The sequence below is a fragment of the Paenibacillus sp. FSL H3-0457 genome (genome assembly GCF_037981725.1).
In the GTDB taxonomy this organism is placed as follows: domain Bacteria; phylum Bacillota; class Bacilli; order Paenibacillales; family Paenibacillaceae; genus Paenibacillus; species Paenibacillus amylolyticus.
In genome coordinates, this window is record NZ_CP150283.1 from 3,174,122 (window position 1) to 3,199,832 (window position 25,711).

The window sequence follows — 25,711 nt, forward strand, 5'->3', positions numbered from 1 at the left end:
TAATTGGATGAATGAGTATGAACTGTGGTCTGATCAGCCTTTGATTTATGGATCTAAAAGTACGCCCGCCTTGCCAACAGAATGCGAAACGGTATACGCTATAACGAATGAGTGATTAAGGAAAGGGATGCAAACATGAAGAAAGTCATCGTAGTCGGATCGGGTATTCTGGGGGCATCAACAGCCTATCAATTAGCCAAACATGGCGCAGAGGTCATCATCGTAGATCGAAAAGATATAGGACAGGCAACGGATGCAGCTGCCGGTATCATCTGTCCATGGCTGTCACAGCGACGTAATCAGGATTGGTATCAGCTCGCCAAGGCTGGTGCGCGGTTCTATCCTGGCATCATAGCGGAGCTTAAAGCCGAAGGAGAAACGGAAACCGGTTATGCTCAAGTGGGCGCGCTTAGTATTCATACGGACGTGGACAAAATCAACAAGATGGAAGAGCGGGCCCGTCTTCGCAAAACAGATGCGCCGGAGATTGGCGACATTACACCTCTAGATGACAAAGAAACCCGTGAACGTTTTCCATTGCTGGATGAACGTTATCAATCGGTACATATCAGTGGTGCTGCACGTATAGATGGAAGAGCGCTGCGCGATGCATTGATCCGGTCTGCACAGCGAAATGGAGCGGAAGTGATCCATGGAGACGCCACGCTTCAATTCGAAGCAGATCGGGTCATTGGTGTGAGTGTTAATGATCAGAGTTTCCTGGCAGATGAAGTCGTTGTCTGTGCAGGTGCATGGGCCAACGAACTGCTGAAGCCACTCGGCATACACTTTAAAGTGCATTATCAAAAGGCACAAATTATGCATCTACATGTCACGGATGGGGAGGATACAGGCCGCTGGCCTGTGATCATGCCACCTTCTGATCAATATCTGCTGGCCTTTGATCAACAGAAGATTGTGATTGGTGCCACTCATGAAAGTGATGTGGAGGGTTATGATACAAGAGTAACTGCAGGGGGCATGCAGGAAGTTTTGAATAAAGGTCTGGAACTGGCGCCGGGGCTAGCCAATAGCACATTCCAGGAGGTAAGAGTTGGGTTCCGTCCGTTCACACCTGGCTTTCTGCCAGTAATGGGGGCTGTCCCAGGCTGGCAAGGTCTGATTACCGCGAATGGACTTGGAGCCTCTGGATTGACCATGGGTCCTTTTATCGGGAGTCAACTGGCGAAACTAGCTCTCGGCATGGAGCTGGATATCGATATTGAGCCCTACACTGTTGGCAAAGCAATGGATGAAATTGAAAGAGGTGAGTCATGACATATTCACAACGTGTATCCGATGGAGCGAACTCGTCCGATATCGTATATCTGGAGCATCAGATCGGTACGACAAAAGAAAAACTGCGCATAGCTTTGGAGAAAAAAGAAACATACAAAAACGAATTGTCGGAATTGAAGTCATCACCAATCAGGAATGCATCCGAAGACAATTCTGAAGAGCAAGTCTTAATGGAGAAGGCAAGCCAAACGAAGAACTTGATTGAAACCCTGTCTGAACAACTGGAGCAACTACAGGAAGCATTAGCGAGACTAGGCGATTGATCGGCTCGTATGGCTTATCTCTCTGAGACATCGACAGAAATAATATACGATACGTATAAAACGAAAACCCCTTATATTAAGGGGTTTTTCTGATTTTGTTCAAATGGTTTATATCAATAAGTGAACATATGGTATAAAATGGAATCAGGTGCTGAACTGTCAATTCAGATACCCATGTAACCAATCACGAAACTATGCTGAGAGGTGGATTCCAAATGTATAAAGAAGTGATACGTGTTGAGGACATTACGGGGTTTCAGTCGAGATCTGAAGAGTTTTTCCCACTTCACTGGTTTCGAAAAATGCTGTCTGAGCAACCAGTGTACTATCACGAAGATACAGACACATGGAATGTGTTCAGATACGATGATGTGAAGCAGGTTCTCAGTAATCATGAGTATTTTTCGGCCGAAGGAACCCGGACGACCATTGCCGTTGGAGCAAAGAACAATGAAGGCACACCTCCAGACAAATTAAACATATCAAGTATCGATCCTCCCCGTCATCAAAAAAGTCGTTCGTTGTTATCCGCTGCTTTTACACCGCGTAGTCTGAAAAACTGGGAGCCACGAATTCGCAACATTGCAGAGCAGCTGGTAGCCGATATTGAGCCAAATACGACGATTGATATTGTTCAAGCATTGGCCGCTCCGCTACCTTCGATGGTTATGGCCGATCTGCTTGGCATCCCTCTTACAGACAGCCATCGCTTCAAGAACTGGGTAGATATTCTGTTTCAACCCATCAATCCCAAGACGGCTGAGGAGAGTGAACTGAAAAAGCAAACTGCCGCTCAAGAGTATTATCAATTCCTGTATCCTATTGTGGTTCATAAACGGACTCATCCTGGTGAGGATATCATTACCGATCTGTTGAACGTGGATGTTGAGGGGGAGAAGTTCACGGAGGATGAGGTTGTTCGCACGACCATGCTTCTGCTTGGAGCCGGTATAGAGACAACGAGTCATATGGTTTCAAATACGTTCTATTCCTTCCTCTACGATGACCCGAGCTTGTATGGCCAACTCAGGCAGAACCCCGAATGGGTTCCGCTCGCAGTGGAAGAAATGCTTCGTTATAGGTTCCATAATGCCAAGCGGCATCGGACAGTAAAGCAGGATAATCAACTGCTCGGAGTGGATTTGAAAAAAGGAGATGTTGTCATCTCCTGGATGAGTGCAGCCAATATGGATGAGCAGATGTTTGAAGCCCCCTTTGAGCTGAATATTCATCGTCGTAATAACAAAAGACATCTTACCTTTGGTAATGGCCCACACTTTTGTCTAGGGGCCCCGCTGGCAAGAATGGAACTAAGCATTGCCTTGACAGCATTTGTGGAGAAGATTGCTCGGATTGAACCGGTGGAGTCCTTTGATCTGGAGAATAATCTGGCCACTTCAGCTCCGGGACAGTCATTGACCCATCTGCCAGTGAAGATCGTTGCGGAGTGAGAAGGAATCATACGGGACACAACCTAAAAAGCGGCAGATCAGACGTAAACGTCTTGATCTGCCGCTTTGTTATGCAAGCAAGTATGAGGTTGGACACCTTAATTTGAATTCATAGAAACTTTTTGTCTTACCACCTGTTTGATTTCTTCCTCTTTGGCTTGTTTGGTGCGTTTGATAAAGAAGGAAAGGACCAATCCCACAACAGCGATACCGATGATAACAACATAAGCATCATTGATACCCTGGATCATGGATTCTGTAGCAAGCTGTTTTTGACTGAGACCATTGGCTGCACCAGTCCCCATCATATCCTGTACGTGCGCTGTTGTACGGGAGGTCATGACACTTACGAGTAATGAAGTACCTACAGCACCAGCCACTTGTCTGACGGTGTTGGAGATAGCTGTACCGTGTGCACCAAGTCTTGGTGGCAGTTGGTTAAGTCCCGCAGTCTGAATCGGCATCATGAGCAGAGCCATACCAATTCGGCGGCCGGTAGACATTAATACCAGGTAACCATAACTGGTTGAATCCGTTAAGTCGATGAAACCAATTGTTGTCACGATGGTGATCACCATCCCGATAACAGCGAGCCATTTCGCTCCAAATCGGTCAAACAATTTTCCGGCTACTGGCATCAGGAAGCCCATGACAAGAGCACCCGGAAGGAGTAATAATCCGGACTCCAGTGCAGTGTAACCACGTGCGTTCTGGAGATACAAGGGAAGCAACATCATGTCAGCATACATGATCATTGTAATCGCGATACTAATGACCGTGGTCAAGGAGAACATGTTGTATTTGAATGCCCGCAGATCAAGCAGCGGAGTTTCAGAAACGAGCTGTCTCCATGTAAACAGGGCAAGAGAAACAATTCCAGCCCCAATGCAGATAAGAACTTCTGCACTTGACCATCCCAGACTTCCTGCTCTGCTGAAACCATAGAGCAATGCGCCAAATCCGATCGTGGAGAGCACCACACTGATTGTGTCGAACTTTGTGTTGACCCGTTCGGATACATTCTTCAGGTATACAAACGCAAAAGCAATGACAATAAGAGTTAATGGAATCATGCCGTAGAACATCGTTTGCCAAGAGTAGTTCTCGAGGATATAACCGGCAAGGGTAGGCCCGATTGCAGGGGCAAAAATGATGGCAAAACCAACCATACCCATTGCAGATCCTCGTTTTTCAGGAGCAAACAAGGTCAAAATAACGTGCATTAAGAGCGGCATGATAATGCCAGCACCCGCTGCCTGAATCATACGTCCTGTCAGCAGTGTGCCAAAGTTATCTGCAAGAGCAGATACGATAGTACCAATCAGGAAAATAAACATGGAAGCTTGGAATAATTGCTTGGTTGAAAAGCGTTGCATGAAGTAGGCCGTGATCGGGATAAGCACCCCGTTCACCAGCATGTAACCTGTCGTTAACCATTGTGCTGTTGCGGCGGAGATGTTAAAATCACCCATCAGTTCCGGTGTAGCGACACTCATGATCGTTTGATTCAACGTTGCAAGGAAGGCTCCCAAAATCATGATAAACAGGATGGGGCCTTTCTTTACGGATAATTCTTCTTGTACTCTAGCCTGACTCAATCCTTTTCATCCTTTCAATCCACACGTGACTAAATTTACAACGTGTTGTATAGTTTACATTGTATTTATTGAATTATATACATATTCGGACAGATTACAATTTACGTTATGACGTGTTTTCGTCGTTTATTTTACAAATAAAATGAATTTGTTGTGTAAATCAAAAATAAACGACTGTTTGTTTAAAATTGTAATGTTTAAAATTTGATGGGAGGGATACACGTGAAAGACGAGAAGAAATCAGCCGTGGACCCAAGAATATTGCGAACACGTCAGTTAATTCGAGGTGCATTTGTTGAATTGCTGCAGGAAATGGATATTGAGAAGTTGTCAGTCAACAAAATTGCCGAACGAGCGACGATCAATCGGGTAACCTTCTACCTGCACTATCGTGATATTACGGATATGATGGAGAAGATGGCGGATGAGATGATTGAGAATATTGAACGGATCGTGGATGAATATGCCCCTCATTTTGAGAAACAAAGAACGGAAGAGGCTTGGCCTGTTCTAGTCAAGTTACTGGAGCATTTTGCAGAGAACGCCTCGTTCTATCAAGTGGTTCTTGCTACAAAGCGCACACCGATTTTTACCGAACGACTGCTTAAATTGTTGAGTACGCTGGTCAAAGCCAAAATTGATCGGGTAGAGATGGAAGATGAACTCGAAGAATCCGGCATTCACAAAGAAATCGCAATATGGTACGGTTCTTCGGCTCTGATTGGAACCATCGTTGCCTGGTTGCGTAATGATATGCCATATTCCCCGCATTTTCTGGCGAAACAATTCTCGTTGATCCGCTCGTACTCTTATAATGACCTGATATAATCATGCTACAATTGCACCTAACGTTAATAGAGGAGGAATAATGTGATGAAATATAGTGCAGAACGTATCTATGTGAGATTTTGGAATGTGGATGATGCCGCATTGCTTCTGGATCTACAGGTTCGCAACCGTGGGGAAATAGAGAACATATCAGCAAGTGATCGGGACGAGTCTTTCTACAGCTTGGAAGGGCAAAGGTCACTCATTGAGAGCTGGAACAAGAAGAGAGAAGAAGGAAATCGCTATTCTTTTGGTATTTTTCTACATACAACGGATGAACTCGTCGGTGAAATTTCTTTGTTCGAGATCATACTGGATTCTACCCCAAAATGGATCGTTGGTTATGTGACGGATACTCTGCATCAAGGAAAAGGATATATGAGCGAAGCCCTGCAATGTGTACTGGAATTTGCCAAACACGAAACTGAAATTACTCGAATCGAAGCTGGCGCTGTACCCGATAATACAGGTTCCATTCGTGTCCTTCAAAAAGCAGGATTCAAGGAGAATGGGTCACAGCCTGTGCCAATCCAGGGAACGTTGAAAGAACATACGATGTTTGCTGTGGATATACTATAAGCAAGATGTTTTAATATTTACTATACAAGTTGGACTATATATTTAAACGTAACGGAGAGGACAGAAAAAACATATGGCTACTATACTCGTTGCAGACGACGATGCGAACATTCGTGAACTCGTCTGTCTATTTCTCAAAAACGATGGATTCACAACAGTGGAAGCTGCGGACGGTAAGGAAGCTCTCACTATATATGGCGAAACTCCAGTGGATCTGGTCGTCCTTGATATTATGATGCCTGTCATGGATGGTTGGGCACTGTGCAAAGAACTCCGAAGAGCCAATCCCGACCTCCCGTTACTCATGCTGACGGCGAGAGGAGAGACTTGGGAGAAGGTGAAAGGATTCGAACTGGGTACGGATGATTATTTGACCAAACCGTTTGATCCATTAGAGCTGACCGCTCGTGTCCGAGCATTACTGAAACGATACAAAATCGGCTCCACACACACAATCCAGTTTGGCAACGTCATTCTGGACCGTCAGACGTATAAGGTGATGAGAGGCACGGAGTCGCTTACGTTACCACTTAAGGAGTTCGAATTGCTGTATAAGCTTGCTGGAACACCAGGACAAGTCTATACACGGGAGCAATTAATCGATCAGATATGGGGTATTGATTACGCGGGAGATGATCGAACAATAGACGTACATATTAAACGCCTGCGCGAACGATTCGCGACAACACCTGATTTTCGGATTGAAACGGTGCGTGGGCTAGGGTACAGACTTGAGGTCTATGAATGATCAGATCCTTATATATTCGTGTTGTTCTGACCTTTCTGGTGTCAGTCATCACAGGCACGATTATTTCATTTTTTATGTCAACCTGGATGTTCGAAGATCAATTGAATGAAAATGCTCAAATTAACATACGCAATTTTGGCCAGGACGTTGTGCAGATTTATAAGACGCTGCCTGCTGATGAAGCAGAATCATTCGTTAGTAGAATGAAACAACTTGATTCGTATCATATTCGAATTTATGATGCAACGGGCAATTTCAAGTCTTATGGGAAGCTCAACGAACATAAATCATCCCCCGTATCGACGGATCAACTCAAGAAGGTGTTAAACGGAGGGGTTGTGCAGGACACACCTAAAGGTATCGCTACCGTTCTTTTGGGGCTACCGATCAAGACGGAAACGGGTACAAGAGCGATGTTTCTAGAAACACTCTCACCCCCCTCAGCCTCTTTTGTGGTCCAGTTTGGGTTGATTTTTGCAAGCTGTTCCTTGATTGTAGGAAGTTTGTTGATTGTGGTTGCTTCTGTATATCTGGTTAGACCGATCAAAAAATTGACCAAAGCGACCAAACGGATTGCAGCTGGAGACTTCAACGTCAAGCTGAACATTAAACAAACGACGGAGATTGGTACATTGGCCCGCAGCTTTGAAGAAATGATGCATGATCTTCAGCAGTTGGAGCAGATGCGCAGGGAATTCGTTACCAATGTTTCGCATGAGGTTCAGTCTCCGCTCACCTCGATATCCGGTTACGCTTCGGCACTGAAGCAAGTAAATCTCTCAGAACAAGAACGAAACCGTTACCTGGATATTATCATCTCAGAAGCAAAAAGAATGTCCAAAATGAGCGATAGCCTGCTGAAGCTGAGTTTGCTTGAATCGCAGTCACAGCAACTACGGCTCACCACCTTAAGCCTTGATGAACAGATCAGGCGGGTCATCGTGGCGCTTCAGCCGCAATGGTCTGGGCGCAACATTCATTTCGAGCTTGATTTGGAGAACGTGAAGGTAACGGCTGATCACGATCAGTTAAATCAGGTATGGACAAACATCATCGGAAATAGCATCAAGTTTTCCGAGGATGGCGGTATGATTAAAGTCAGTATCGAAGAGGACTTCAAAAATGTGACTGTTCGAATATCCGACACGGGCATTGGAATTCCCCTGGAAGATCAGAAGCGTATATTCGACCGTTTTTTCAAGGCAGATCGTTCCCACAGCCGCAAATATGACGGGAGTGGTATGGGACTTGCTATCGTTAAACAGATCGTGTCCCTTCATCAGGGTGACATCCGAGTGGAAAGCGAACCTGGTCAAGGCACGACCTTTATTGTCACGTTGCCCATCCATCCACCAACGGATAGTTAGGCTCACAGGATAGGGTCAATGAATAGAATATCCATCGGATTATCTAAACCAAATGTTCATGTCCTATGTAACATGCAAGCTTCCTTGTATGTTACATAGGACATTTTTTTTTGCTTGTTCATACTCCGTTCATATTCCGGTCATGGGGAGTACATCTTTCTTGATTAGGATTTCTTAAGCAGCCTGCCAGGCCAATATACAGATGAGGATAGGAGCAGATGAATGTGAAACTACAAGCAGACAGAGGAGTCCAGAGTAAAAGCAAAACCAAGAAAGTGTTAGGTATTTTGTTTAAAGTACTATGCGCAATCATTATAGCAATCTTACTTTTTGTAGCTATCGTATATACCGTCAATAAAATCAGCAGTTATTCGGAGCAAAAAAGAATGGAGCCGTATGGTCAACATGTATCCGTAGACGGAAAAAATATGAATGTGTTCATTCAAGGCGAAGGCGAGGAAACGATTGTGCTTCTGCCTGGTTTTGGAACAGCGGCACCAGCGCTTGATTTTAAACCTCTTATCTCCGAGTTATCTCCATATTATAAAGTTGTCGTTGTTGAGCCCTTTGGTTACGGATTGAGCGATCAGACCAAAAAGGAACGCAGCACAGCAAATATCGTCAGTGAAATTCATGAAGCGTTACAGCGTCTACATATTGATCGTTATATCCTCATGGGTCATTCCATTTCGGGGATCTATAGCCTGGATTACGTGAACAAGTATGCAGATGAAATAAGTGCATATGTTGGGCTGGATAGCAGTGTTCCAGCGATAAGTGAACAGAAGATTGATTCATCAGATACACAACCGATTAAATGGTTCCGCAACTTGGGTTTCGCCCGAGTGCAACTGAAACTGAGTGCTGACCCTTATGATGGACTGCCTTATGATGAGCAAACGAAAGAACAATTGAACATTCTGATACGCAAAAATATGTATAATACCACGCAATTAAATGAGGCAGAAAGTATGTATTCCAACTTTAAAGCATCTGAACAACTAACTTTCCCTGTTAATCTTCCGGTTCTTTTCTTTGTTCAAAAGAATCATCCGGCAGCAGACAATTGGGTTCCGGAACACGAGAAGTTAATAGAGAACTCTGTGCGTGGTGAAGTGGTGTTGCTGGAAGCAAATCATTATTTGTATCGTTCCCATGCCAAAGAAATTGCTGAAAAATTCAGGGGATTTATGACGCAGCAGTAAATATAAATGAATTGGCTTGTTCATATTCAGTTCATATTGACGTCACGGGGAGTACATTTTCATTGGATAAGATTTCATTAGTAGCAAAAAAGAAAATCGAACTATCAGTTCAAGACAGGAGAAGATAACACTGACGACGCAGCCTGCGGAAAAGAAAACAAAGAATAGATCAAAGGCCAAAAAAGTGAGAAACATGATACTGAAAATAGTAGGAGCAATCGTAATCGCCATTATTCTATTTCTAGGTATTGTTTATATCACCAATGTGATCAGTAGTAATTCAGAGGCCAAGAAAATCGATTCCTATGGTCAGCATGTATCTGTAGACGGGAAAAATATGAATGTACTCATTCAAGGTGAAGGCAAGGAAACGATTGTACTTCTGCCTGGTTTTGGAACAGCAGCACCAGCGCTTGATTTTAAGATGCTCATTGACGAACTATCACCATATTACAAAGTTGTGGCGGTTGAGCCATTCGGTTATGGATTAAGTGATGCTACTGAAAAAGAACGAACCACAGAGAATATCGTAAGTGAAGTTCATGAAGCTCTGCAGCAACTCGATATTCATCAGTACATGCTCATGGGTCACTCCATTGCAGGCATTTATGGCATTGATTATGTGAACAAATATCCGGATGAGGTCACGGCATTTGTCGGAATTGATAGCAGTGTTTCAACACAACCGGGTATGGATGCCAAATTACCTACTAAAACGTTCGCATTTCTTAAAAAATCAGGTCTCCAAAGATTGGTGGTCAAATTTAGTAGTGACCCCTATGCTGGACTCGCATTTGATGAACATACCGTAGAGCAGATGAACATGCTGTCGAATAAAAACTCGAACAGTTCCACGACTTTGAATGAGATGGACCATATTGCTTCCAATTTTAAAGGAGCCCAAGGTTTAACCTTCCCTAAAGACCTGCCACTTCTTCTCTTTGTACAAGCGAATAATGAAGGTGTAGAAGGATGGATACCGCTGCATGAAGGGCAGATCAAAGATTCAGTACATGGGAAAGTAATCACCATGGATGGCGAACATTACTTGCACCATACGTTATTCAAAGAAATAGCTGAAGATGTTAGAGCATTCATGAACGAAGCGAAATAATAATTCTGTAAAAGTCCGTGATGAGAGAGAGGAATTCAATTGAGATTATTTGAGATACTGTTAGTTCTATCCTGTTTCGCGTTACTCATAGACCTACTATTTATTAAAAGAAGTGCAAAGAAAATAGGTTTGGGTTTGGGTATAGGAAGTAGCGTTATATTATTAGTTCAATTGTTTGTTGAGGGATACAGATGGCAGTTGCTTTTGGTATATATCATGACGGCTCTATTCATAATCATCGTTTTATTCAGACATTCCGATAAGATGGCGAATCTTAAAATAGGGAAGTTCTTGAAATATAGTTTATCTTCCTTAATCGTTATTCTGCTTGTTGGTTCTACCGTCTTGTCTGTATACTTACCTGTTTTTAATCTGCCGAAGCTTGATGGTCCAGAGAAGGTGGGTACTCAAACATTTCATTTAACAGACCAGAACAGAGACGAAATCTTCACTGAAGATCAAAGCGATAAGAGAGAACTAATGGTTCAAGTTTGGTACCCAACTGAAAACAGCAATAATAACAAGCGTGACACGCTGTTTCCAAAAGATAAAGAAATGTTCAAAAAGTATATTCAGAGCTTCTCTAATTCTTTAAAACTGCCCGAATTTTTGCTCGACTACTTGAAGTATAGTCAAACCAACTCTTATGAAAATGTAGAAATATTACCTTCTACAAGTCCTTATCCCGTGGTACTACTATCTCATGGTATGGGAACCAGTAGAGTTCTACATGTATCACAGGCCGAGAATCTGGCCAGTCATGGGTATATCGTGGTCACCATCGATCATACGTATAGCACCTTTGCTACTCTTTTTCCAGATGGCCGTGTAACGGATTATAAAAAAAGCACGACTACACTAGATGAACGTACAAAAACAGGGAGTATATGGACGAAAGATGTGGAGTTTGTAATCGATCAAATCGAAAAGCTGAATTCAGGTGCAATCGAAAGTCAGTTTAAAGGGAAAATCGATCTAGATCACATCGGCGCGATGGGGCATTCTTTTGGGGGTGCAACCGCGTTTAATGCAACGTATTTAGATCAGAGAATCAAGGCCGGGGTTAATATGGATGGGTCACTATATGAAGTGGAAAATAGAGATGATATAAACAAGCCGTTTATGTTCATCCGATCGGGAAGTTTTGAAGACTGGTTCGCCAACTTTGAAATAGATAGAAATTCGGATGATGAAGTAACTAAATCTCTTTCAGATGAGCTGCACATTATGAAAAATGTTATGAATCATGGGGGAAAAGTGATCTATGTAGAAGGAACCCAGCACTTCAATTTCACGGACCTTCAGTTCTATTCAGAGCTGGTTAAACTGTCCGGTATCACAGGAGATATCAATGGTAAAAGAGGATCAAACATCGTAAATCAATATGTACTCGATTTCTTTAACAAGCAACTGAAAGGAACGGGTGGAGATCTCATTCAGGGACCAAACGACTTGTATCCGGAGGTGAAATTTGTAGACCCAGAAGAAATCAAATAACCAAAACACTTAAAATTCAGGAGATGATGTGAATGGGACGACAAAAGGGAAAACGCACTTCAATCGCCGTGTTAACGCTGGCATTAACCATGTTAGCTCCAATGTCTGCAATGGCTGCGCCTACTACAAGTAGCAGTGATCATACGTATGAACCAACCAAGAAAACGGTGATGGAGAAAGCCAAGTTACTCACTGAGAAACATGGAATCACAAGCCTGCAATATGCCCTTATCGATGGTGGCGAGATTGTGGTGTCCGGTCAGACGGGCAAAAACGATAAAAACAACAAGGTGCCTCTTACGCCGGATACGATCTATGGCATAGGATCAACGAGTAAAATGTTCCTCACAGCTTCTGTTATGAAGTTAGTTGACGAAGGCAAGGTGGATTTGGATCTGCCTGTTGTGAACTATATACCTGATTTTCAGATGAAAGATCATCGCTACAAACAAATCACACCACGCATGCTGTTGAATCATTCTTCCGGTCTGCTGGGAGGCACGGGCAGTAATGCCACATTGTACGGGGATAATGATACGTACTCACATGATACGTTTCTGGACCAATTGGCAAGTCAAAACCTGAAGGCAGATCCCGGCGAGTTCTCGGTGTATAGTAACGATGGGTTTACGTTATCCGAGATTATGGTTGAACGTGTTAGCGGCATGAGTTTTACAGCTTTTATACACCAATATTTTACGGAACCTTTGGACATGAAACATACCAAAACACCACAGGATGTGGTTGACACGGCAGCAATGGCGGGAATCTATTCTCCTATGTATGAGGGTCAGCTTCCACAAGAGAATTATAATGTTATCGCTACTGGAGGCATTTATTCCACCGCTGAAGATCTTGCGAAGTTTTCACAAATCTTCACGGGAGAGGTCCAAGGCATTCTTACCGATAAGTCTGTAGAAGCCATGGCGCAAGAAGAATACAAAAAAGGCATGTGGCCAGAGGGTGGCGATACGTCTATATCTTACGGATTAGGGTGGGATAGTGTAAATCTGTACCCATTCAGTGAATATGGTATCAAGGCAGTAACAAAAGGTGGAGATACCATATCGTATCACTCATCATTAGTCGTACTGCCGGAATATAATCTGGCTGCAGCCGTTACCTCATCAGGTGGGACAAGTGCCAAAGATCAGTTCATTGCGAGTGAATTATTACTCAGCGCACTTGAGGAAAAGGGCATTATTACAGAACGGAAGCCGGAAAAATCGTTTGGTGTTCCAGTGAAGGCAGATATACCTAAAGAAATAGCCACGAATGCAGGTATATATGGCGGCAATAATTCAGTTAAGAAGATCGTAATGAATACTGCTGGACAAATGACTGTATCCACACCCGCAGCTCCAAGTGATCCGGTTCAAAAATACACCTATACAGCAGATGGTACTTTTGTTAACGATGAAGGCACGGAAAAGTTGAAATTAGTTAAGGAGAAGAATGGAAGGACTTATCTGTGGTATCGATCTTATATATCCTTACCAGGACTTGGACAATTGGCTTTCTCCGAATATAAAATGGAGAAGCTGGAAGCCAATGAATTATCCCAGGATATTACGGCCTCATGGGAGCAGCGTGAAGGTAAAAAATATTACCTGCTGAATGAGAAATATACATCAACGGTTTATCTCAATTCGGCACCAATTCTCCCTATTCATTTGGACAAAGAGACCCCTGGGTATGTATCCAATACTAAGATTGTTGGAGCAAACGAAGCAGTCACGGAGCTGCAAATCCCTGGCCTGGCTGGACGTGATACAAAGGAGATTTATTTTGCTAAAAAGAACGGAGTAGAGTACATTACAGCCGTTGGTAGCATATACGCCAGTGAGGAAATGGTACAACCGCTCTATTCGGGTAAACAATCTCTAGCAACGATTCAAGCAGACGGATATGCCAGATGGTTTTCGTTACCATCAACGGTGAAAGGAAAAGTCATGACGGTTAAAATGCCTGCAAATGGCGCCTTTGCCGTATATGATCAGAAGGGTATTTGTATTAATCACACCGTAGTCAGCGGTGAGAACGAGGTTGTTTTACCAGAAAACGGCCGCATTGTATTTGCAGGTGACGTGGATTCCACATTTGAAATTTCATTAAAATAGATGTTGTACCGTAGTTAGTTTTATGAAAGAAACTAAGAAAGCAGCCGATCAAAGTAATCGGCTGCTTTTGTTCAATTTAACTATAATTAGTTTGTCACTTCAGTTAGAATTCTTCGCTCTTGCTCAACTGAAGAATTATTCTTTTTTAGGAGAGTGGAAACGGTGCCTACGATATTAGTTGCTGACGACGATGCGAACATTCGCAAACTCGTCTGTTTATTTTTGCGCAACGACGGATTTACAACCATCAACGCCGTAGACGGAAAGGAAGCCCTGGCTATCTATACCTCCACGCCAGTCGATTTGGTTATTCTTGATATTATGATGCCAGTCATGGACGGTTGGGCATTATGCGAGGAACTTCGAAGAGCCAATCCGGATCTTCCGTTACTAATGTTGACGGCAAGAAACGAGACCTGGGAGAAAGTACAAGCATTTCAGCTTGGGACAGATGACTATATGACGAAGCCATTCGATCCGCTTGAGTTGATGGCTCGCGTCAAGGCACTGTTGAAACGATACCGTATAGGATTAACGCAGACCATCCAATTAGGAAACGTTATTCTGAACCGGCAGACTTATAAGGTCCTGAGGGGTACAGAGTCGTTCACCTTGCCGCTTAAAGAGTTCGAATTATTGTATAAACTTGCTGGATTACCGGGACAAGTCTATACGCGGGAGCAATTAATCGATCAAGTTTGGGGAATTAATTATACTGGCGATGATCGAACGATAGACGTGCATATTAAACGTCTACGCGAACGTTTCGCAGCTATCTCCGATTTTCGTATCGAAACGGTGCGGGGACTTGGCTACCGGCTAGAGGTGCAGGAGTGACCGGCTCCCTCTATACACGTGTAGTCCTGACCTTTCTGGTCTCCGTGATTGGGGGCACAATCCTTTCTTTTCTTGCTACAACCTGGATATTTCAAGATAAATTAAACGAAAACTTACAAGGCTCCTTGCTTGACTTTGGCCAGGATATCGTCCGCATCTACGAGACATTGCCGTTACATGAAGCAGAAATGTTTATAAGTGAAATGAAACAACTCAATTCCTATCACATTCGAATCTATAAAGCAACGGATCAATTCCAATCCTACGGAGAACTTAAAGAACAACATCCTTTCCCGGTGACGACGGAACAAGTGAAGAAAGTGCTGGATGGGGAAAGGGTCCAATTCAATGGGATCGATACGTTCTTCTTGGGATTGCCGATAAAAACTGAAATGGGAAGCAAAGCAATGTTTGTAGAGCCCCTCACTTCCTCTTCCACCTCATTTCTCATCAAGTTTGTTTTAACTTTTATGATTTGTTCGTTAATAGCAGGAAGCCTATTGATACTAATTGCGGCTATGTTTCTGGTGAGACCGATCAAAAAGCTGACAGAAGCGACCCGGCTTATAGCTGCCGGAGATTTCAATGTCAAGCTTAATATTAAACAAAAGGGTGAGATAGGTACTCTGGCTCGTAGTTTCGAAGAAATGATGCACGATCTAAAGCAGCTTGAGCATATGCGTAGGGAATTCGTAGCAAACGTGTCCCATGAAGTTCAGTCTCCGCTCACTTCCATTTCCGGTTTTGCTATAGCGCTCAAGCAGGTAGACCTCCCGGATGACGAAAGAAGCGATTATCTCGATATTATCATCACTGAAACTGCAAGAATGTCCAAAATAAGTGATAGTCTGCTAAAGCTGAGTTTGCTTGAATCTCAATCATTGCAAATGCGGCTCGCCACGCTCAGTCTGGATGAACAGATCAGACAAGTAATCGTCGCTATTCAACCCCAATGGTCGGCCCGTAACATTCAGTTTGATCTTGATTTGCAGCCCACCAAAATCACGGCTGATCATGACCAGTTAAATCAGGTGTGGATCAATATCTTCGGCAATGCCATCAAATTTTCCGAAGATGGTGCCCGAATTAACGTCACGATCAAACAGAATATCAAGAACGTGACGATCCGCATATCGGATTCGGGTATTGGTATTCTCCCGGAAGACCAAAAGCGTATATTTGACCGCTTCTTTAAAGCTGATCGTTCCCACAGTCAGAAATATGAAGGAAGCGGTATGGGACTAGCTATTGTAAAGCAGATCGTCTCGCTTCATCAAGGGGACATCCGGGTGGAGAGCGAATATGGACGAGGAACGACCTTCATAGTCATCTTGCCAATCACAACACCCACAGAGTGATTGGATTTCATGCCTTCTCAAAGCTATGACGCCCTGTATAAACCTCCTTGCGTATGATGATGCAAACTTTTTTTGCCTGTTCATCCTCCGTTCATGCTGCAGTCATTAGGGGGACATCTTGGTTTGTTATATTGTCTTTAGCGCCCACGTTAAGGTGGCTTAACACAATGATGAAGACAGGAGTAGATGCAAGAATGAAACCAAGAGAGGTAACAAAACTGAAGATAAGTGTGAGGGCAGCAAAAAAGAGAAATACTATAGCTGCTGTGACTCTCATGCTGACGATACTTGCCCCAATGTCTGCAATGGCCGCACCGGCTCCCATGAACAACAGCAACCTTACGTATGAGACAACAAAGAAAGCCGTGATCGAACAAGCCAAATTGCTGACCGAGACATATGGTACGACGAGTCTGCAATATGCGCTCATCGATGGTGGAGAGATTGTGGTGTCCGGTCAAACGGGCAAGAACGATATAAACGACAAGGTACCTCTTACTTCGAACACCGTCTATGGCATTGGTTCAACCAGTAAAATGATGCTTACAGCCGCTGTAATGAAGCTGGTTGACGAAGGCAAGATTGATTTGGATGCACCTGTTGTGAACTATATGCCTGACTTTACAATGAAAGATAACCGATACAAACAGATCACACCCCGTATGTTGCTGAATCATTCCTCTGGTCTTCTGGGCACCTCAACCAGCAATGCCACATTGTACGGAGATAATGACACGTATTCACATGATACGTTTCTGGAGCAATTGGCGAATCAAAACCTGAAAGCAGATCCCGGCGAATACTCAGTCTACAGCAACGATGGCTTTACGTTAGCCGAGATTCTGGTCGAAAGAGTGAGCGGCATCGGTTATACCGCATTTATACACAAGTATTTCACGGAGCCTTTGGATATGAAACATACCAAATCACCACAGGATGTGGTTAATCCGTCAGACATGGCGGCAATCTATTCCCCTTTTTATGAGGGACCACTACCAAAAGAGAATTATAATATCATCGGTACTGGAGGTCTGTATTCCACCGCTGAAGATCTGGTCAAATTTTCAAGAATCTTCACGGGAGAAGTTGATGGTATTCTTTCCAGTAAGTCTGTCAAAGCTATGGCGCAAGAAGAGTATAAAAGAGGCATGTGGCCAGAGGATAGCGATACGCTGATGTCTTACGGGTTGGGGTGGGATAGTGTGAGCTTGTTCCCATTCAACGAATACGGCATTAAGGCCGTTATGAAAGGTGGAGATACTTTATCTTATCAGTCCTCATTAGTGGTACTCCCGGAATATAACATGGCTGCAGCCGTTATCTCTTCAGGCGGGTCAAGCTTAACCAATAATTTCATTGCGAATGAATTATTACTCAGTGCACTTGAGGAAAAGGACATCATTACAGAGCGGAAGCCAGAAAAATCATTTGGCGTAACTGTGAAGGCAAATATGCCTAAAGGAATATCCAAGTATGCAGGTATATATGGCGGCAATAATTCGGTTATGAAGATCAAAATAAATACGGCTGGACAAATGACTGTATCTTCACTTACAGCTCCGAGTAATCCGGCTCAAGAATACACCTATACAGCAGATGGTACTTTTGTTAATAACGAAGGTACAGACAAGTTGAAATTCGTTGTGGAGAAAAATGGGAAAACCTACTTGTGGTCACGATCTTATATATCCGTTCCAGGACTCGGACAGCTGGCTTTCTCAGAATATAATGGGGAGAAGCTTGAAGCCAATAAATTATCCAAGGAGATTAACGCTGCATGGGCAAAGCGCGATGGTAAAAAATATTATCTGGTGAATGAGAAATACACATCAATGCTCTATCTTAATGCTACATCGATCCTGCCTATTCAGTTGAATAAAGAGAATCCGGGATATATGTCCAATAATAAGATTATTGGAGCCAACGAAGCAGCCAATCAATTGCAGATTCCGGGTACTGCCGGACGTGATACGATGGACATTCATTTCTCCAAAAAGAACGGAGGAGAGTATCTTACATTTTCAGGTTATGTATACGCTAGTGAGGAAATGGTGAAACCAATCTATTCGGGTAAACAATCCGCAACAACCATTCAAGCAGATGGATATGCCAAATGGTTTTCGGTACCAGCTACTGCGAAAGGAAAAGTCATGACAGTGAAGTTGCCTGCAAAGGGAGCCTTTGCTGTCTATGACCAGACCGGAATTTGTATTAATCACAGCGTGGTCAGCGGTAAGAATAATGTTGTTTTACCAGAAAACGGCCGTATTGTATTTGCAGGTGAGGTTGGTTCCAAATTCGAAATTTCATTAAAAAAATAAAATGAATGGATTTCCAAACGGCTGAACACCAAACGAACTCAACAGGAGAGAACCATCATGATGAAAAAAATATTAATCATTTTGCTCAAAATATTCGGAGCCATCGTTATCGCTTTTGCATTATTTCTTGCCACTGTTTTTATTGTTAATGTATTTAGCAACAAATCGGAAGAAGGGAAAATAAAACCCTATGGTCAGTTTGTAGCAGTTGACGGGAAAAACATGAATGTGTTGATTCAAGGAGAAGGCAAAGAAACGGTGGTATTGCTTCCTGGATACGGAACACCTGCCCCAGCCCTTGATTTCAAACCGCTTATCGATGAGCTATCTCCATTTTACAAAGTTGTTGTCATTGAACCTTTTGGTTATGGATTAAGTGACATTACTGAAAAAGAGCGTACCACTGAAAATATGGTTAGTGAAATTCATGAAGCGTTACAGCAACTTGGTATTCATAATTACACGCTTATGGCTCACTCGATTTCAGGGATATACGGCCTGGATTATGTGAATAAATATCCAAACGAAGTAAGTTCATTTGTCGGAATTGAGAGCAGTGTCCCAACGCAGGGAGGTAATGATGATCCATTTCCAACCGAAACGTACAAACTGCTTAAAAAATCAGGATTCTACCGATTGTTAATGAAACTGGCCCCTGATCAACTGATTGCACCCGATGTTGATGAAGAAACCAGAGAACAAATTAGAATACTTTCACTCAAAAATACGTTTAATCCGAACAACCTGAATGAAGGTGAAAACTTTGGTCCTAATTTCAAAGAAGCTGAGAACCTGTCCTTCCCCAAAGATCTTCCTGTGATTTTCTTCTTACAAGCGAATGATACCGAAACGGAAGGATGGATACCATTACATGAAGAGCAAGTCAAAGCTTCTGTACATGGAAAAGTGATGACATTTGAGGGAGAACATTATTTGCATCACACCCGATCCAAAGAAATGGTTCAAGAATATAGAAAGTTTATAAGTGAGATAAAATAGTGTCGCCAACAAAAGAAGTCGCGAAATCGCGGCTTTTTTCTGTTAGGGAGATGGTGAATATACATACTTCGTTATCTATTGGAAAATTTAGGTTGACACTTCTTTTTGTCACGTATACAATCGTATACATGAATATGTTGTATACATATGTATACACGTAATGGGGGTGGCACAAATGAGAGATCGTCCTATCGAAGAGATGGATGGAAGTGTACGTCAAGGTGAGCGTCCGAGACGCGATATGAGTGACAATGAGCAACGTGGTGAACGTTCCAGACGTGGAAGAGGTCATGGTGAACATGAGGGAAAACGGGGCCGTGGTGCGCAGACATTCCGTCGCGGCCGAATTCTTGTATTTCTGGAACAAATGCAGAATCGGAGAACAACGCTTGTCCGACAACTTGGACAGGAGGAGTATGAACATATTCGCCCGGTGATCAGTGGGGAGTTAAAAGCTATTGATCAGGTCATCGACGAGTATATCCATCTGTTCGAGCTGCAAAATGAAGATGTAAACCCCAATAAGGATCTAGAGAGTGAGAGTGAATAAGTATGATTCGTCGTTTTTTCTCGTATTATCGTCCCTATAAAAAACTGTTTTTGATTGATTTTGGATGCGCTGTACTCGCAGGTCTTCTGGAGTTGGCTTTCCCCCTTGCCGTCAGCAAATTCATTAATGAATTGTTGCCAGGTCAGGATTGGCCTCTCATTATGCTTGCCTGTGTTGTGCTGTTATCCATCTATGCACTTAATACCGTATTGAACTATGTAGTTACATACTGGGGACATATGCTGGGCATTAACATTGAGACCAACATGCGTGAGAAGATGTTCGCTCACTTGCAGAAGCTGTCCTTCCGGTTCTTTGATAATCGTAAAACAGGCCACTTAATTGGTCATCTTACGAATGATCTGAATGATATCGGCGAGGTTGCTCACCATGGACCTGAAGATGTATTCATCGCAGTGATGACATTAATCGGATCGTTCTGGCTGATGGCTAACATTAATCTTGAGCTAGCGCTGCTTACCTTTATCATTATCCCAATTATGGCTTGGGTCATTATCGTATTTGGTGGTCGCATGACAAAGACGTATCGGCGACTTTTCGGAGACGTCGGCAATTTCAATGCGCGTATTGAAGACAACGTCGGGGGTATGCGTGTTGTGCAATCGTTCGCCAACGAAGAACATGAGAAAGAACTTTTTGCAGTGGACAATCAGAATTTCCGTAACACCAAACTGCTTGCCTACAAAACGATGGCGAAAAGTATCTCGGTCAGTTATATGATGATGCGACTGGTTACGGTGTTTGTCATGATCAGCGGGGCTTGGTTTTATATCGATGGCAGAATCAATATGGGTGACTTTATGGCCTTCCTGCTCCTGTCCAATATCTTCTTCCGCCCGATTGAGAAAATCAATGCCGTCATAGAAAGTTATCCAAAGGGCATTGCTGGTTTCAAGCGTTATCTGGAGATCATTGATACAGAACCTGAGATTGCGGATAGCAAAAACGCCGTTGAATTCGAAAGTGTGAAAGGTGATATTCGCTTCGAGAACGTCTCGTTCGGATATGAATCCAGTCGGCGAATTCTAAGTGATATCAGTCTGTCTGTTCGACCAGGCGAAACGGTTGCTTTTGTTGGACCTTCGGGTGCAGGTAAAACGACAATCTGTAGCCTGTTGCCCCGATTCTATGAGGTAGAAGAGGGACGTATCACTGTAGATGGTGTGGACATTCGCGACGTTAAGCTTCAATCCTTGCGCAAACATATCGGAATCGTTCAGCAGGATGTATTTTTGTTCTCGGGTACCATTAAGGAGAATATTGCTTATGGTGATCTGAGTGCAACGGATGAACAAATCTGGGATGCCGCCCGTCGTGCCTCATTGGAGGAATTGATTCTTACGTTGCCGGATGGTATGGATACTGTCATTGGCGAGCGTGGAGTCAAGCTATCCGGAGGACAGAAGCAACGGTTATCTATTGCTCGTATGTTCTTGAAAAATCCACCCATTCTTATTCTGGATGAGGCAACCTCAGCGCTGGATACGGAAACGGAAGCACTGATCCAGCAATCACTCGCTGAATTGTCGGTGGGCAGAACTACACTTGTGATTGCACACAGACTGACAACTATCAAGAATGCAGATCGAATCATCGTAGTAAACACAGATGGTATCGCTGAGCAGGGCAACCATGAGGAATTGGTCGCCGCTGGAGGGATATACAGCCGTCTTCATCAGGTGCAATATAGTCACTCTTAATCCAGGTAAATTGAACAAAAAAATAATTACACTCGTCACTCCGATGACAGAACAACCTTGCCGCGCATATGCGTGGCTTTTTTCTGTTTGGATGTTAATAATGAGGTTATCAAATGCTAAGCAAAATATAATGTTGACAACGTCCACTAACGTGATTATTATAATGTTGACAATGTCCACTAAAAAGGAGGGTTTGACATCAACTCTCAGTACATAAATCCAGATATACTGGCTGACATGCGACGTTTTAACCGTTTTTATACCAACATACTTGGTGTACTCGATAAGCATATTCTTGGAACAGGGTATTCGTTTGCAGAAGTACGAGTCATTATTGAGATTGGAATTCGGGGTGAGAGCATTGCGAACAATCTGGTAGATACACTGACCATTGATCGCAGTTACATGAGCCGAATTGTGAACAAGCTGTCCAAGGAAGGACTGCTGGTGAAAGTGGATTCTGCGGCCGACAGCCGGGTCAGTCTGATTCGTCTGACAGCCAAGGGTGAGGAACTGTATGCCCAATTGAATGACCGATCCGATCAACAGATCCTGAAGCTGATGCAAGAATTGAATGAAGAAGAGATTCAAGAGGTATACACCTCCATGATGAACATACAAGAGAAGTTGAACAAGAAGGCAGGAGAGACAACACGATGATACGATTTGAATGTGATTATAACGAAGGTGCGCATGAACGCATTTTACAAAGACTGATGGAAACCAATATGGAACAGACGAGCGGGTATGGCACGGATGGACACTGCGAACGGGCGAGAATGCTTATTCGTCAGGCTTGTGACAATGAGCAAGCTGATGTTCATTTCCTGGTTGGTGGTACACAGACAAATACAACGGTGATTGCCTCTATTTTGCGTCCATATCAAGGTGTGATTGCTGCGTCCTCGGGACACATTGCGGTTCATGAAACCGGAGCTATTGAAGCTACGGGACATAAGGTACTCACAGTTCCAAGCGAGGACGGAAAGATCACGCCTGAGCAGGTTAGAGCAGTCTACGATGCGCACATGAATGAGTCGTCGCCGGAACACTGTGTTCAACCAGGAATGGTCTACATATCCCAACCAACGGAGAATGGAACGATGTACAGCAAGGCAGAACTGCAAGCATTGCATACAGTGAGCAGAGCATGTGGTCTTCCTTTTTTCGTGGATGGAGCACGCCTTGGATATGCACTCGCTTCACGCGCTTGCGATATGACACTTGCTGATCTTGCTCGCTTGTGTGATGTGTTTTACATCGGGGGAACCAAGATTGGCGCATTGATGGGAGAGGCGGTTGTTATCCTGAATGATGCACTGAAACCTGATTTTCGTTATATGATCAAACAAAAAGGTGGCCTGCTTGCCAAAGGCAGATTGCTAGGTATCCAATTCGAAACGTTGTTCGAAGACGGTCTGTACCTCGATATTTCTCGCCATGCCATAGATATGGCCTTGAGAATTCATGACTCACTCGAACAGCAGGGGGTACGCTTCCTGTACGATTCACCAACCAACCAGCAGTTTCCGATTCTGCCTGATCGTTTGCTTGAGAAATTACGCAACGGTTATACGTTCACCTTCTGGGAAAAGGTTGACGATACACACAGTGCGGTGCGCTTCTGTACCAGCTGGGCAACGCAGCAGGAGAATGTGGATGCACTGACTCGTGACATCACTCAATTATTGCACGAAGAGATCCACGTGCCAGAACGGGTCGAAGCATTGGTCTAATCTTGTTCATTAATTAAGGAGAACAGCTCCGATTTCCTTTCATAAATACGAGTATTTTGAAAATTCCAAAAGATATTACGCAGAATTTTGATACTGAAAAAAGGACAATCCGTTGTGGTTGTCCTTTTTTGGTTTGCCTTTTGTGTGATAGTTGTGAGATAGAGAGTACATACTCGGTTACTCACTCAAGGCCATGTCATATTTCTCTTTCAGCCGTCGGATATCGGCTCTTGGCGCACCGAACATGCGTGCATATTCGCGGCTAAATTGAGAAGCACTCTCGTAACCAACCCGGAACGCTACATCTGCCGCGTCAGCAGATTCGGCCATCAGAAGTCGCCGGGCTTCCTGTAATCTTAATTGTTTCTGGAATTGTAATGGGCTCATAGCTGTGATCTCTTTGAAGTGACGATGGAATGAAGAGACGCTCATGCTCGCGGTCTCAGCCAGATCTTCAATGCGAAAAGGCTGTTCCCAATGATGAACGATGTACTCAATCGCTTCTCTGATCCGATAAGTGCTGCTACCTTCAACCGCAATCTGCGCCAGTTCTCCTCCGTAAGGCCCTTGAAGGAGACGGAACAGGATTTCTTTAACGTACAACGGAGCCAGAAACGGAATCTCTCCTGGCGTATCCAGCAATCGAACAAGTCGGAGTACAGCATCCTGAATGGACGATTCCATCTGACCTACAAACATGGCTCGTCTGGCGTTTTCGTTGAATGTTACCTTGATATTACATTCGTTAAGTACTTCGAGAATTTGGTTCGGTGTGAATTCGAGCTTAAGACTTAAGTAGGGTGCATCTGCGGATGCCTTGATAATCTGCCCGATGACCGGGAGATTCATGGAAGCAATCAGGTAATTGGAAGAGGGCCTGAGAGGATCAGGCAATCAATTAAGACGATTGATATACCGCTTGCAGCCCATGACTCGGCATACTAAGAGTATGTTAACAGAGCCAAGCGATTAAAGTTTATTTGAAAAGTTGGGTGAGTAAGGTGATGAAGTGGTTATCAAACCATGTGAGGCAAATTTTGATTGACAGGCTCGAATCACAGATCAAGTTCGAAGAAAATTCCGTACATCGAGAGATATACTTCACATGCTGGTTAGAGCTAGTTACCGAAGAGGTCGAGACAACATCAGTTTACAGAACAAATTCAAGGAGAGTGTGAGATATGGAATATGTGGGCTAACAGGAAATCTCAGTTGATCCGAATCCTTAATGTTGAAGTCGCCATTCGGCGGCTTTTTTTATAGTGATCTGATAAGTGAATTGACAGTTCCTTTATATTAAAGTTATTATAGATACATTAGATCCTTAATTGAGAAGGAGATTATAATCTATGAATAACGGACATTCATCCGGTCAAGTGAACGAATCATCGAGTGGTCATTCCGCTCCTTTTGCTACGTTACAGGGCACACCTATCTTATCATTGCTCCAGCCATCCCAAGGTGAACGTATTCTTGATGTAGGTTGCGGTAATGGCGGTCTGACAGCCAAAATTGCAGCCGCAGGAGCGCTGCCAACAGGTATAGATTTTTCAGAAGAGACGATTAGGCAAGCTAAACAGAAATACCCTGATATGAATATTCAAGTAGCAAATGCTTGTCATTATCGGACAGAAGAACCGTATGATGCGGTCTTCTCTCATGCCGTTCTGCATTGGATAAAGGATGCTCCAGCTGTAGTACAATCAATACAGTTAGCGCTCAAGAGGGGCGGGCGATTCGTGGCTGAGTTTGCTGCAAATGGTAACACGGCTATATTAATTACAGCGGTACAGGAAGAACTGGATGCCCGTGGATACAAATGGGAAGGACGGAATCCGTGGTATCACCCGACCATTGGCGAATATGCTAATCTTCTGGAGCAACACGGATTTCGAGTTAGTCTGGCTCAGCATGTGGATCAATTTACCCCGTTCAAGCCAGGTGCCAAAAAGTGGTTGACCAGCTTCGCGGAGTATTTATTCAGTGGTATCACACCTGCGGAACAGGATGTTATTATGGAAGCTGTTGAGAAAAAAGTACAGCCACAACTGATGCGGGATGGACAGTGGTATCTGGACAGAAGCCGACTGCGAGTTGTAGCTATTAAGGAATAGGGGAAT

Annotated in this window: 21 protein-coding genes and 1 pseudogene; 20 read left to right on the forward strand and 2 right to left on the reverse strand. The window is 43.6% G+C overall.

Annotated elements, in window-relative coordinates:
- Positions 1-135: 135 nt before the first annotated feature.
- The 3 genes from MHH25_RS14145 (at position 136) to MHH25_RS14155 (ending at position 3,013) form a co-directional block, all read left to right on the forward strand.
- On the forward strand, positions 136-1,278 hold the full coding sequence (locus MHH25_RS14145) for an FAD-binding oxidoreductase (protein WP_340020292.1): 1,143 nt from the start codon (positions 136-138) through the stop codon (positions 1,276-1,278).
- A complete protein-coding gene (locus MHH25_RS14150) occupies positions 1,275-1,562 on the forward strand; it encodes a hypothetical protein (RefSeq protein WP_340020294.1) in 288 nt (95 codons plus the stop codon). The genes MHH25_RS14145 and MHH25_RS14150 overlap by 4 nt, the downstream gene beginning before the upstream one ends.
- Positions 1,563-1,777: 215 nt before the next feature.
- Positions 1,778-3,013: a cytochrome P450 gene (locus MHH25_RS14155; protein ID WP_340020295.1), complete on the forward strand. Its 1,236-nt coding sequence runs from the start codon at positions 1,778-1,780 to the stop codon at positions 3,011-3,013.
- A 98-nt stretch (positions 3,014-3,111) separates the two neighbouring features.
- Here the strand turns inward: MHH25_RS14155 and MHH25_RS14160 are convergent, their stop codons facing one another.
- Positions 3,112-4,551, reverse strand: coding sequence for a DHA2 family efflux MFS transporter permease subunit (locus tag MHH25_RS14160; RefSeq protein ID WP_340020506.1), 1,440 nt, complete (start codon positions 4,549-4,551; stop codon positions 3,112-3,114).
- 282 nt (positions 4,552-4,833) lie between these two features.
- Here MHH25_RS14160 and MHH25_RS14165 point away from each other — a divergent pair, with 282 nt between their 5' ends.
- From MHH25_RS14165 to MHH25_RS14240, 16 genes are all read left to right on the forward strand, one after another.
- Positions 4,834-5,439: a TetR/AcrR family transcriptional regulator gene (locus MHH25_RS14165; protein ID WP_047842851.1), complete on the forward strand. Its 606-nt coding sequence runs from the start codon at positions 4,834-4,836 to the stop codon at positions 5,437-5,439.
- A 45-nt stretch (positions 5,440-5,484) separates the two neighbouring features.
- Positions 5,485-6,018, forward strand: coding sequence for a GNAT family N-acetyltransferase (locus MHH25_RS14170; RefSeq protein WP_282321526.1), 534 nt, complete (start codon positions 5,485-5,487; stop codon positions 6,016-6,018).
- Between the two features lie 73 nt (positions 6,019-6,091).
- Positions 6,092-6,766 (forward strand): response regulator transcription factor, encoded by a 675-nt coding sequence (locus MHH25_RS14175; RefSeq protein ID WP_017688634.1) that lies wholly within the window; start codon positions 6,092-6,094, stop codon positions 6,764-6,766.
- Positions 6,763-8,133: a HAMP domain-containing sensor histidine kinase gene (locus MHH25_RS14180; RefSeq protein ID WP_340020296.1), complete on the forward strand. Its 1,371-nt coding sequence runs from the start codon at positions 6,763-6,765 to the stop codon at positions 8,131-8,133. The genes MHH25_RS14175 and MHH25_RS14180 overlap by 4 nt, the downstream gene beginning before the upstream one ends.
- A gap of 224 nt (positions 8,134-8,357) precedes the next feature.
- Positions 8,358-9,338, forward strand: a complete 981-nt coding sequence (locus MHH25_RS14185) for an alpha/beta hydrolase (protein ID WP_340020297.1) — start codon at positions 8,358-8,360, stop codon at positions 9,336-9,338.
- Between the two features lie 193 nt (positions 9,339-9,531).
- Positions 9,532-10,452, forward strand: coding sequence for an alpha/beta hydrolase (locus MHH25_RS14190; RefSeq protein WP_340020298.1), 921 nt, complete (start codon positions 9,532-9,534; stop codon positions 10,450-10,452).
- A 39-nt stretch (positions 10,453-10,491) separates the two neighbouring features.
- Positions 10,492-11,949, forward strand: a complete 1,458-nt coding sequence (locus MHH25_RS14195) for an alpha/beta fold hydrolase (RefSeq protein ID WP_339286774.1) — start codon at positions 10,492-10,494, stop codon at positions 11,947-11,949.
- A gap of 32 nt (positions 11,950-11,981) precedes the next feature.
- Positions 11,982-14,069 (forward strand): serine hydrolase domain-containing protein, encoded by a 2,088-nt coding sequence (locus MHH25_RS14200; protein WP_340020299.1) that lies wholly within the window; start codon positions 11,982-11,984, stop codon positions 14,067-14,069.
- A 162-nt stretch (positions 14,070-14,231) separates the two neighbouring features.
- Positions 14,232-14,906 (forward strand): response regulator transcription factor, encoded by a 675-nt coding sequence (locus MHH25_RS14205; protein WP_036608200.1) that lies wholly within the window; start codon positions 14,232-14,234, stop codon positions 14,904-14,906.
- The gene (locus tag MHH25_RS14210; RefSeq protein ID WP_036608198.1) at positions 14,903-16,264 is read left to right on the forward strand and encodes a HAMP domain-containing sensor histidine kinase; all 1,362 of its coding nucleotides are present in this window, start codon (positions 14,903-14,905) and stop codon (positions 16,262-16,264) included. The genes MHH25_RS14205 and MHH25_RS14210 overlap by 4 nt, the downstream gene beginning before the upstream one ends.
- A gap of 194 nt (positions 16,265-16,458) precedes the next feature.
- Complete coding sequence (locus MHH25_RS14215) at positions 16,459-18,585, forward strand: serine hydrolase domain-containing protein (RefSeq protein ID WP_076249945.1); 2,127 nt, start codon at positions 16,459-16,461, stop codon at positions 18,583-18,585.
- A 57-nt stretch (positions 18,586-18,642) separates the two neighbouring features.
- Positions 18,643-19,584, forward strand: coding sequence for an alpha/beta hydrolase (locus tag MHH25_RS14220; protein ID WP_076249411.1), 942 nt, complete (start codon positions 18,643-18,645; stop codon positions 19,582-19,584).
- Positions 19,585-19,759: 175 nt separating this feature from the next.
- A complete protein-coding gene (locus MHH25_RS14225; RefSeq protein ID WP_235200730.1) occupies positions 19,760-20,134 on the forward strand; it encodes a hypothetical protein in 375 nt (124 codons plus the stop codon).
- Positions 20,135-20,136: 2 nt separating this feature from the next.
- Positions 20,137-21,855, forward strand: a complete 1,719-nt coding sequence (locus tag MHH25_RS14230) for an ABC transporter ATP-binding protein (RefSeq protein WP_076249410.1) — start codon at positions 20,137-20,139, stop codon at positions 21,853-21,855.
- 237 nt (positions 21,856-22,092) lie between these two features.
- Positions 22,093-22,515, forward strand: coding sequence for a MarR family winged helix-turn-helix transcriptional regulator (locus tag MHH25_RS14235; RefSeq protein WP_036670809.1), 423 nt, complete (start codon positions 22,093-22,095; stop codon positions 22,513-22,515).
- On the forward strand, positions 22,512-23,591 hold the full coding sequence (locus tag MHH25_RS14240) for a low specificity L-threonine aldolase (RefSeq protein ID WP_340020300.1): 1,080 nt from the start codon (positions 22,512-22,514) through the stop codon (positions 23,589-23,591). The genes MHH25_RS14235 and MHH25_RS14240 overlap by 4 nt, the downstream gene beginning before the upstream one ends.
- A 177-nt stretch (positions 23,592-23,768) precedes the next feature.
- Here the strand turns inward: MHH25_RS14240 and MHH25_RS14245 are convergent.
- Positions 23,769-24,461 (reverse strand): annotated as a pseudogene (locus tag MHH25_RS14245) (AraC family transcriptional regulator); the annotation flags it as partial.
- A gap of 479 nt (positions 24,462-24,940) precedes the next feature.
- Here MHH25_RS14245 and MHH25_RS14250 point away from each other — a divergent pair.
- The gene (locus MHH25_RS14250) at positions 24,941-25,705 is read left to right on the forward strand and encodes a methyltransferase domain-containing protein (RefSeq protein ID WP_340020301.1); all 765 of its coding nucleotides are present in this window, start codon (positions 24,941-24,943) and stop codon (positions 25,703-25,705) included.
- Positions 25,706-25,711 lie beyond the last annotated feature (6 nt).

Excerpts from the sequence above, each read along its gene's own strand:
- MHH25_RS14145 (WP_340020292.1), top strand. The coding sequence starts at position 136 with ATGAAGAAAGTCATCGTAGTCGGATCGGGTATTCTGGGGGCATCAACA.
- MHH25_RS14150 (WP_340020294.1), top strand. The coding sequence starts at position 1,275 with ATGACATATTCACAACGTGTATCCGATGGAGCGAACTCGTCCGATATC.
- MHH25_RS14155 (WP_340020295.1), top strand. The coding sequence starts at position 1,778 with ATGTATAAAGAAGTGATACGTGTTGAGGACATTACGGGGTTTCAGTCG.
- MHH25_RS14160 (WP_340020506.1), bottom strand. The coding sequence starts at position 4,551 with ATGATTTTGGGAGCCTTCCTTGCAACGTTGAATCAAACGATCATGAGT.
- MHH25_RS14170 (WP_282321526.1), top strand. The coding sequence starts at position 5,485 with ATGAAATATAGTGCAGAACGTATCTATGTGAGATTTTGGAATGTGGAT.
- MHH25_RS14175 (WP_017688634.1), top strand. The coding sequence starts at position 6,092 with ATGGCTACTATACTCGTTGCAGACGACGATGCGAACATTCGTGAACTC.
- MHH25_RS14180 (WP_340020296.1), top strand. The coding sequence starts at position 6,763 with ATGATCAGATCCTTATATATTCGTGTTGTTCTGACCTTTCTGGTGTCA.
- MHH25_RS14190 (WP_340020298.1), top strand. The coding sequence starts at position 9,532 with ATGATACTGAAAATAGTAGGAGCAATCGTAATCGCCATTATTCTATTT.
- MHH25_RS14200 (WP_340020299.1), top strand. The coding sequence starts at position 11,982 with ATGGGACGACAAAAGGGAAAACGCACTTCAATCGCCGTGTTAACGCTG.
- MHH25_RS14215 (WP_076249945.1), top strand. The coding sequence starts at position 16,459 with ATGAAACCAAGAGAGGTAACAAAACTGAAGATAAGTGTGAGGGCAGCA.
- MHH25_RS14220 (WP_076249411.1), top strand. The coding sequence starts at position 18,643 with ATGATGAAAAAAATATTAATCATTTTGCTCAAAATATTCGGAGCCATC.
- MHH25_RS14225 (WP_235200730.1), top strand. The coding sequence starts at position 19,760 with ATGAGAGATCGTCCTATCGAAGAGATGGATGGAAGTGTACGTCAAGGT.
- MHH25_RS14230 (WP_076249410.1), top strand. The coding sequence starts at position 20,137 with ATGATTCGTCGTTTTTTCTCGTATTATCGTCCCTATAAAAAACTGTTT.
- MHH25_RS14235 (WP_036670809.1), top strand. The coding sequence starts at position 22,093 with ATGCGACGTTTTAACCGTTTTTATACCAACATACTTGGTGTACTCGAT.
- MHH25_RS14240 (WP_340020300.1), top strand. The coding sequence starts at position 22,512 with ATGATACGATTTGAATGTGATTATAACGAAGGTGCGCATGAACGCATT.
- MHH25_RS14250 (WP_340020301.1), top strand. The coding sequence starts at position 24,941 with ATGAATAACGGACATTCATCCGGTCAAGTGAACGAATCATCGAGTGGT.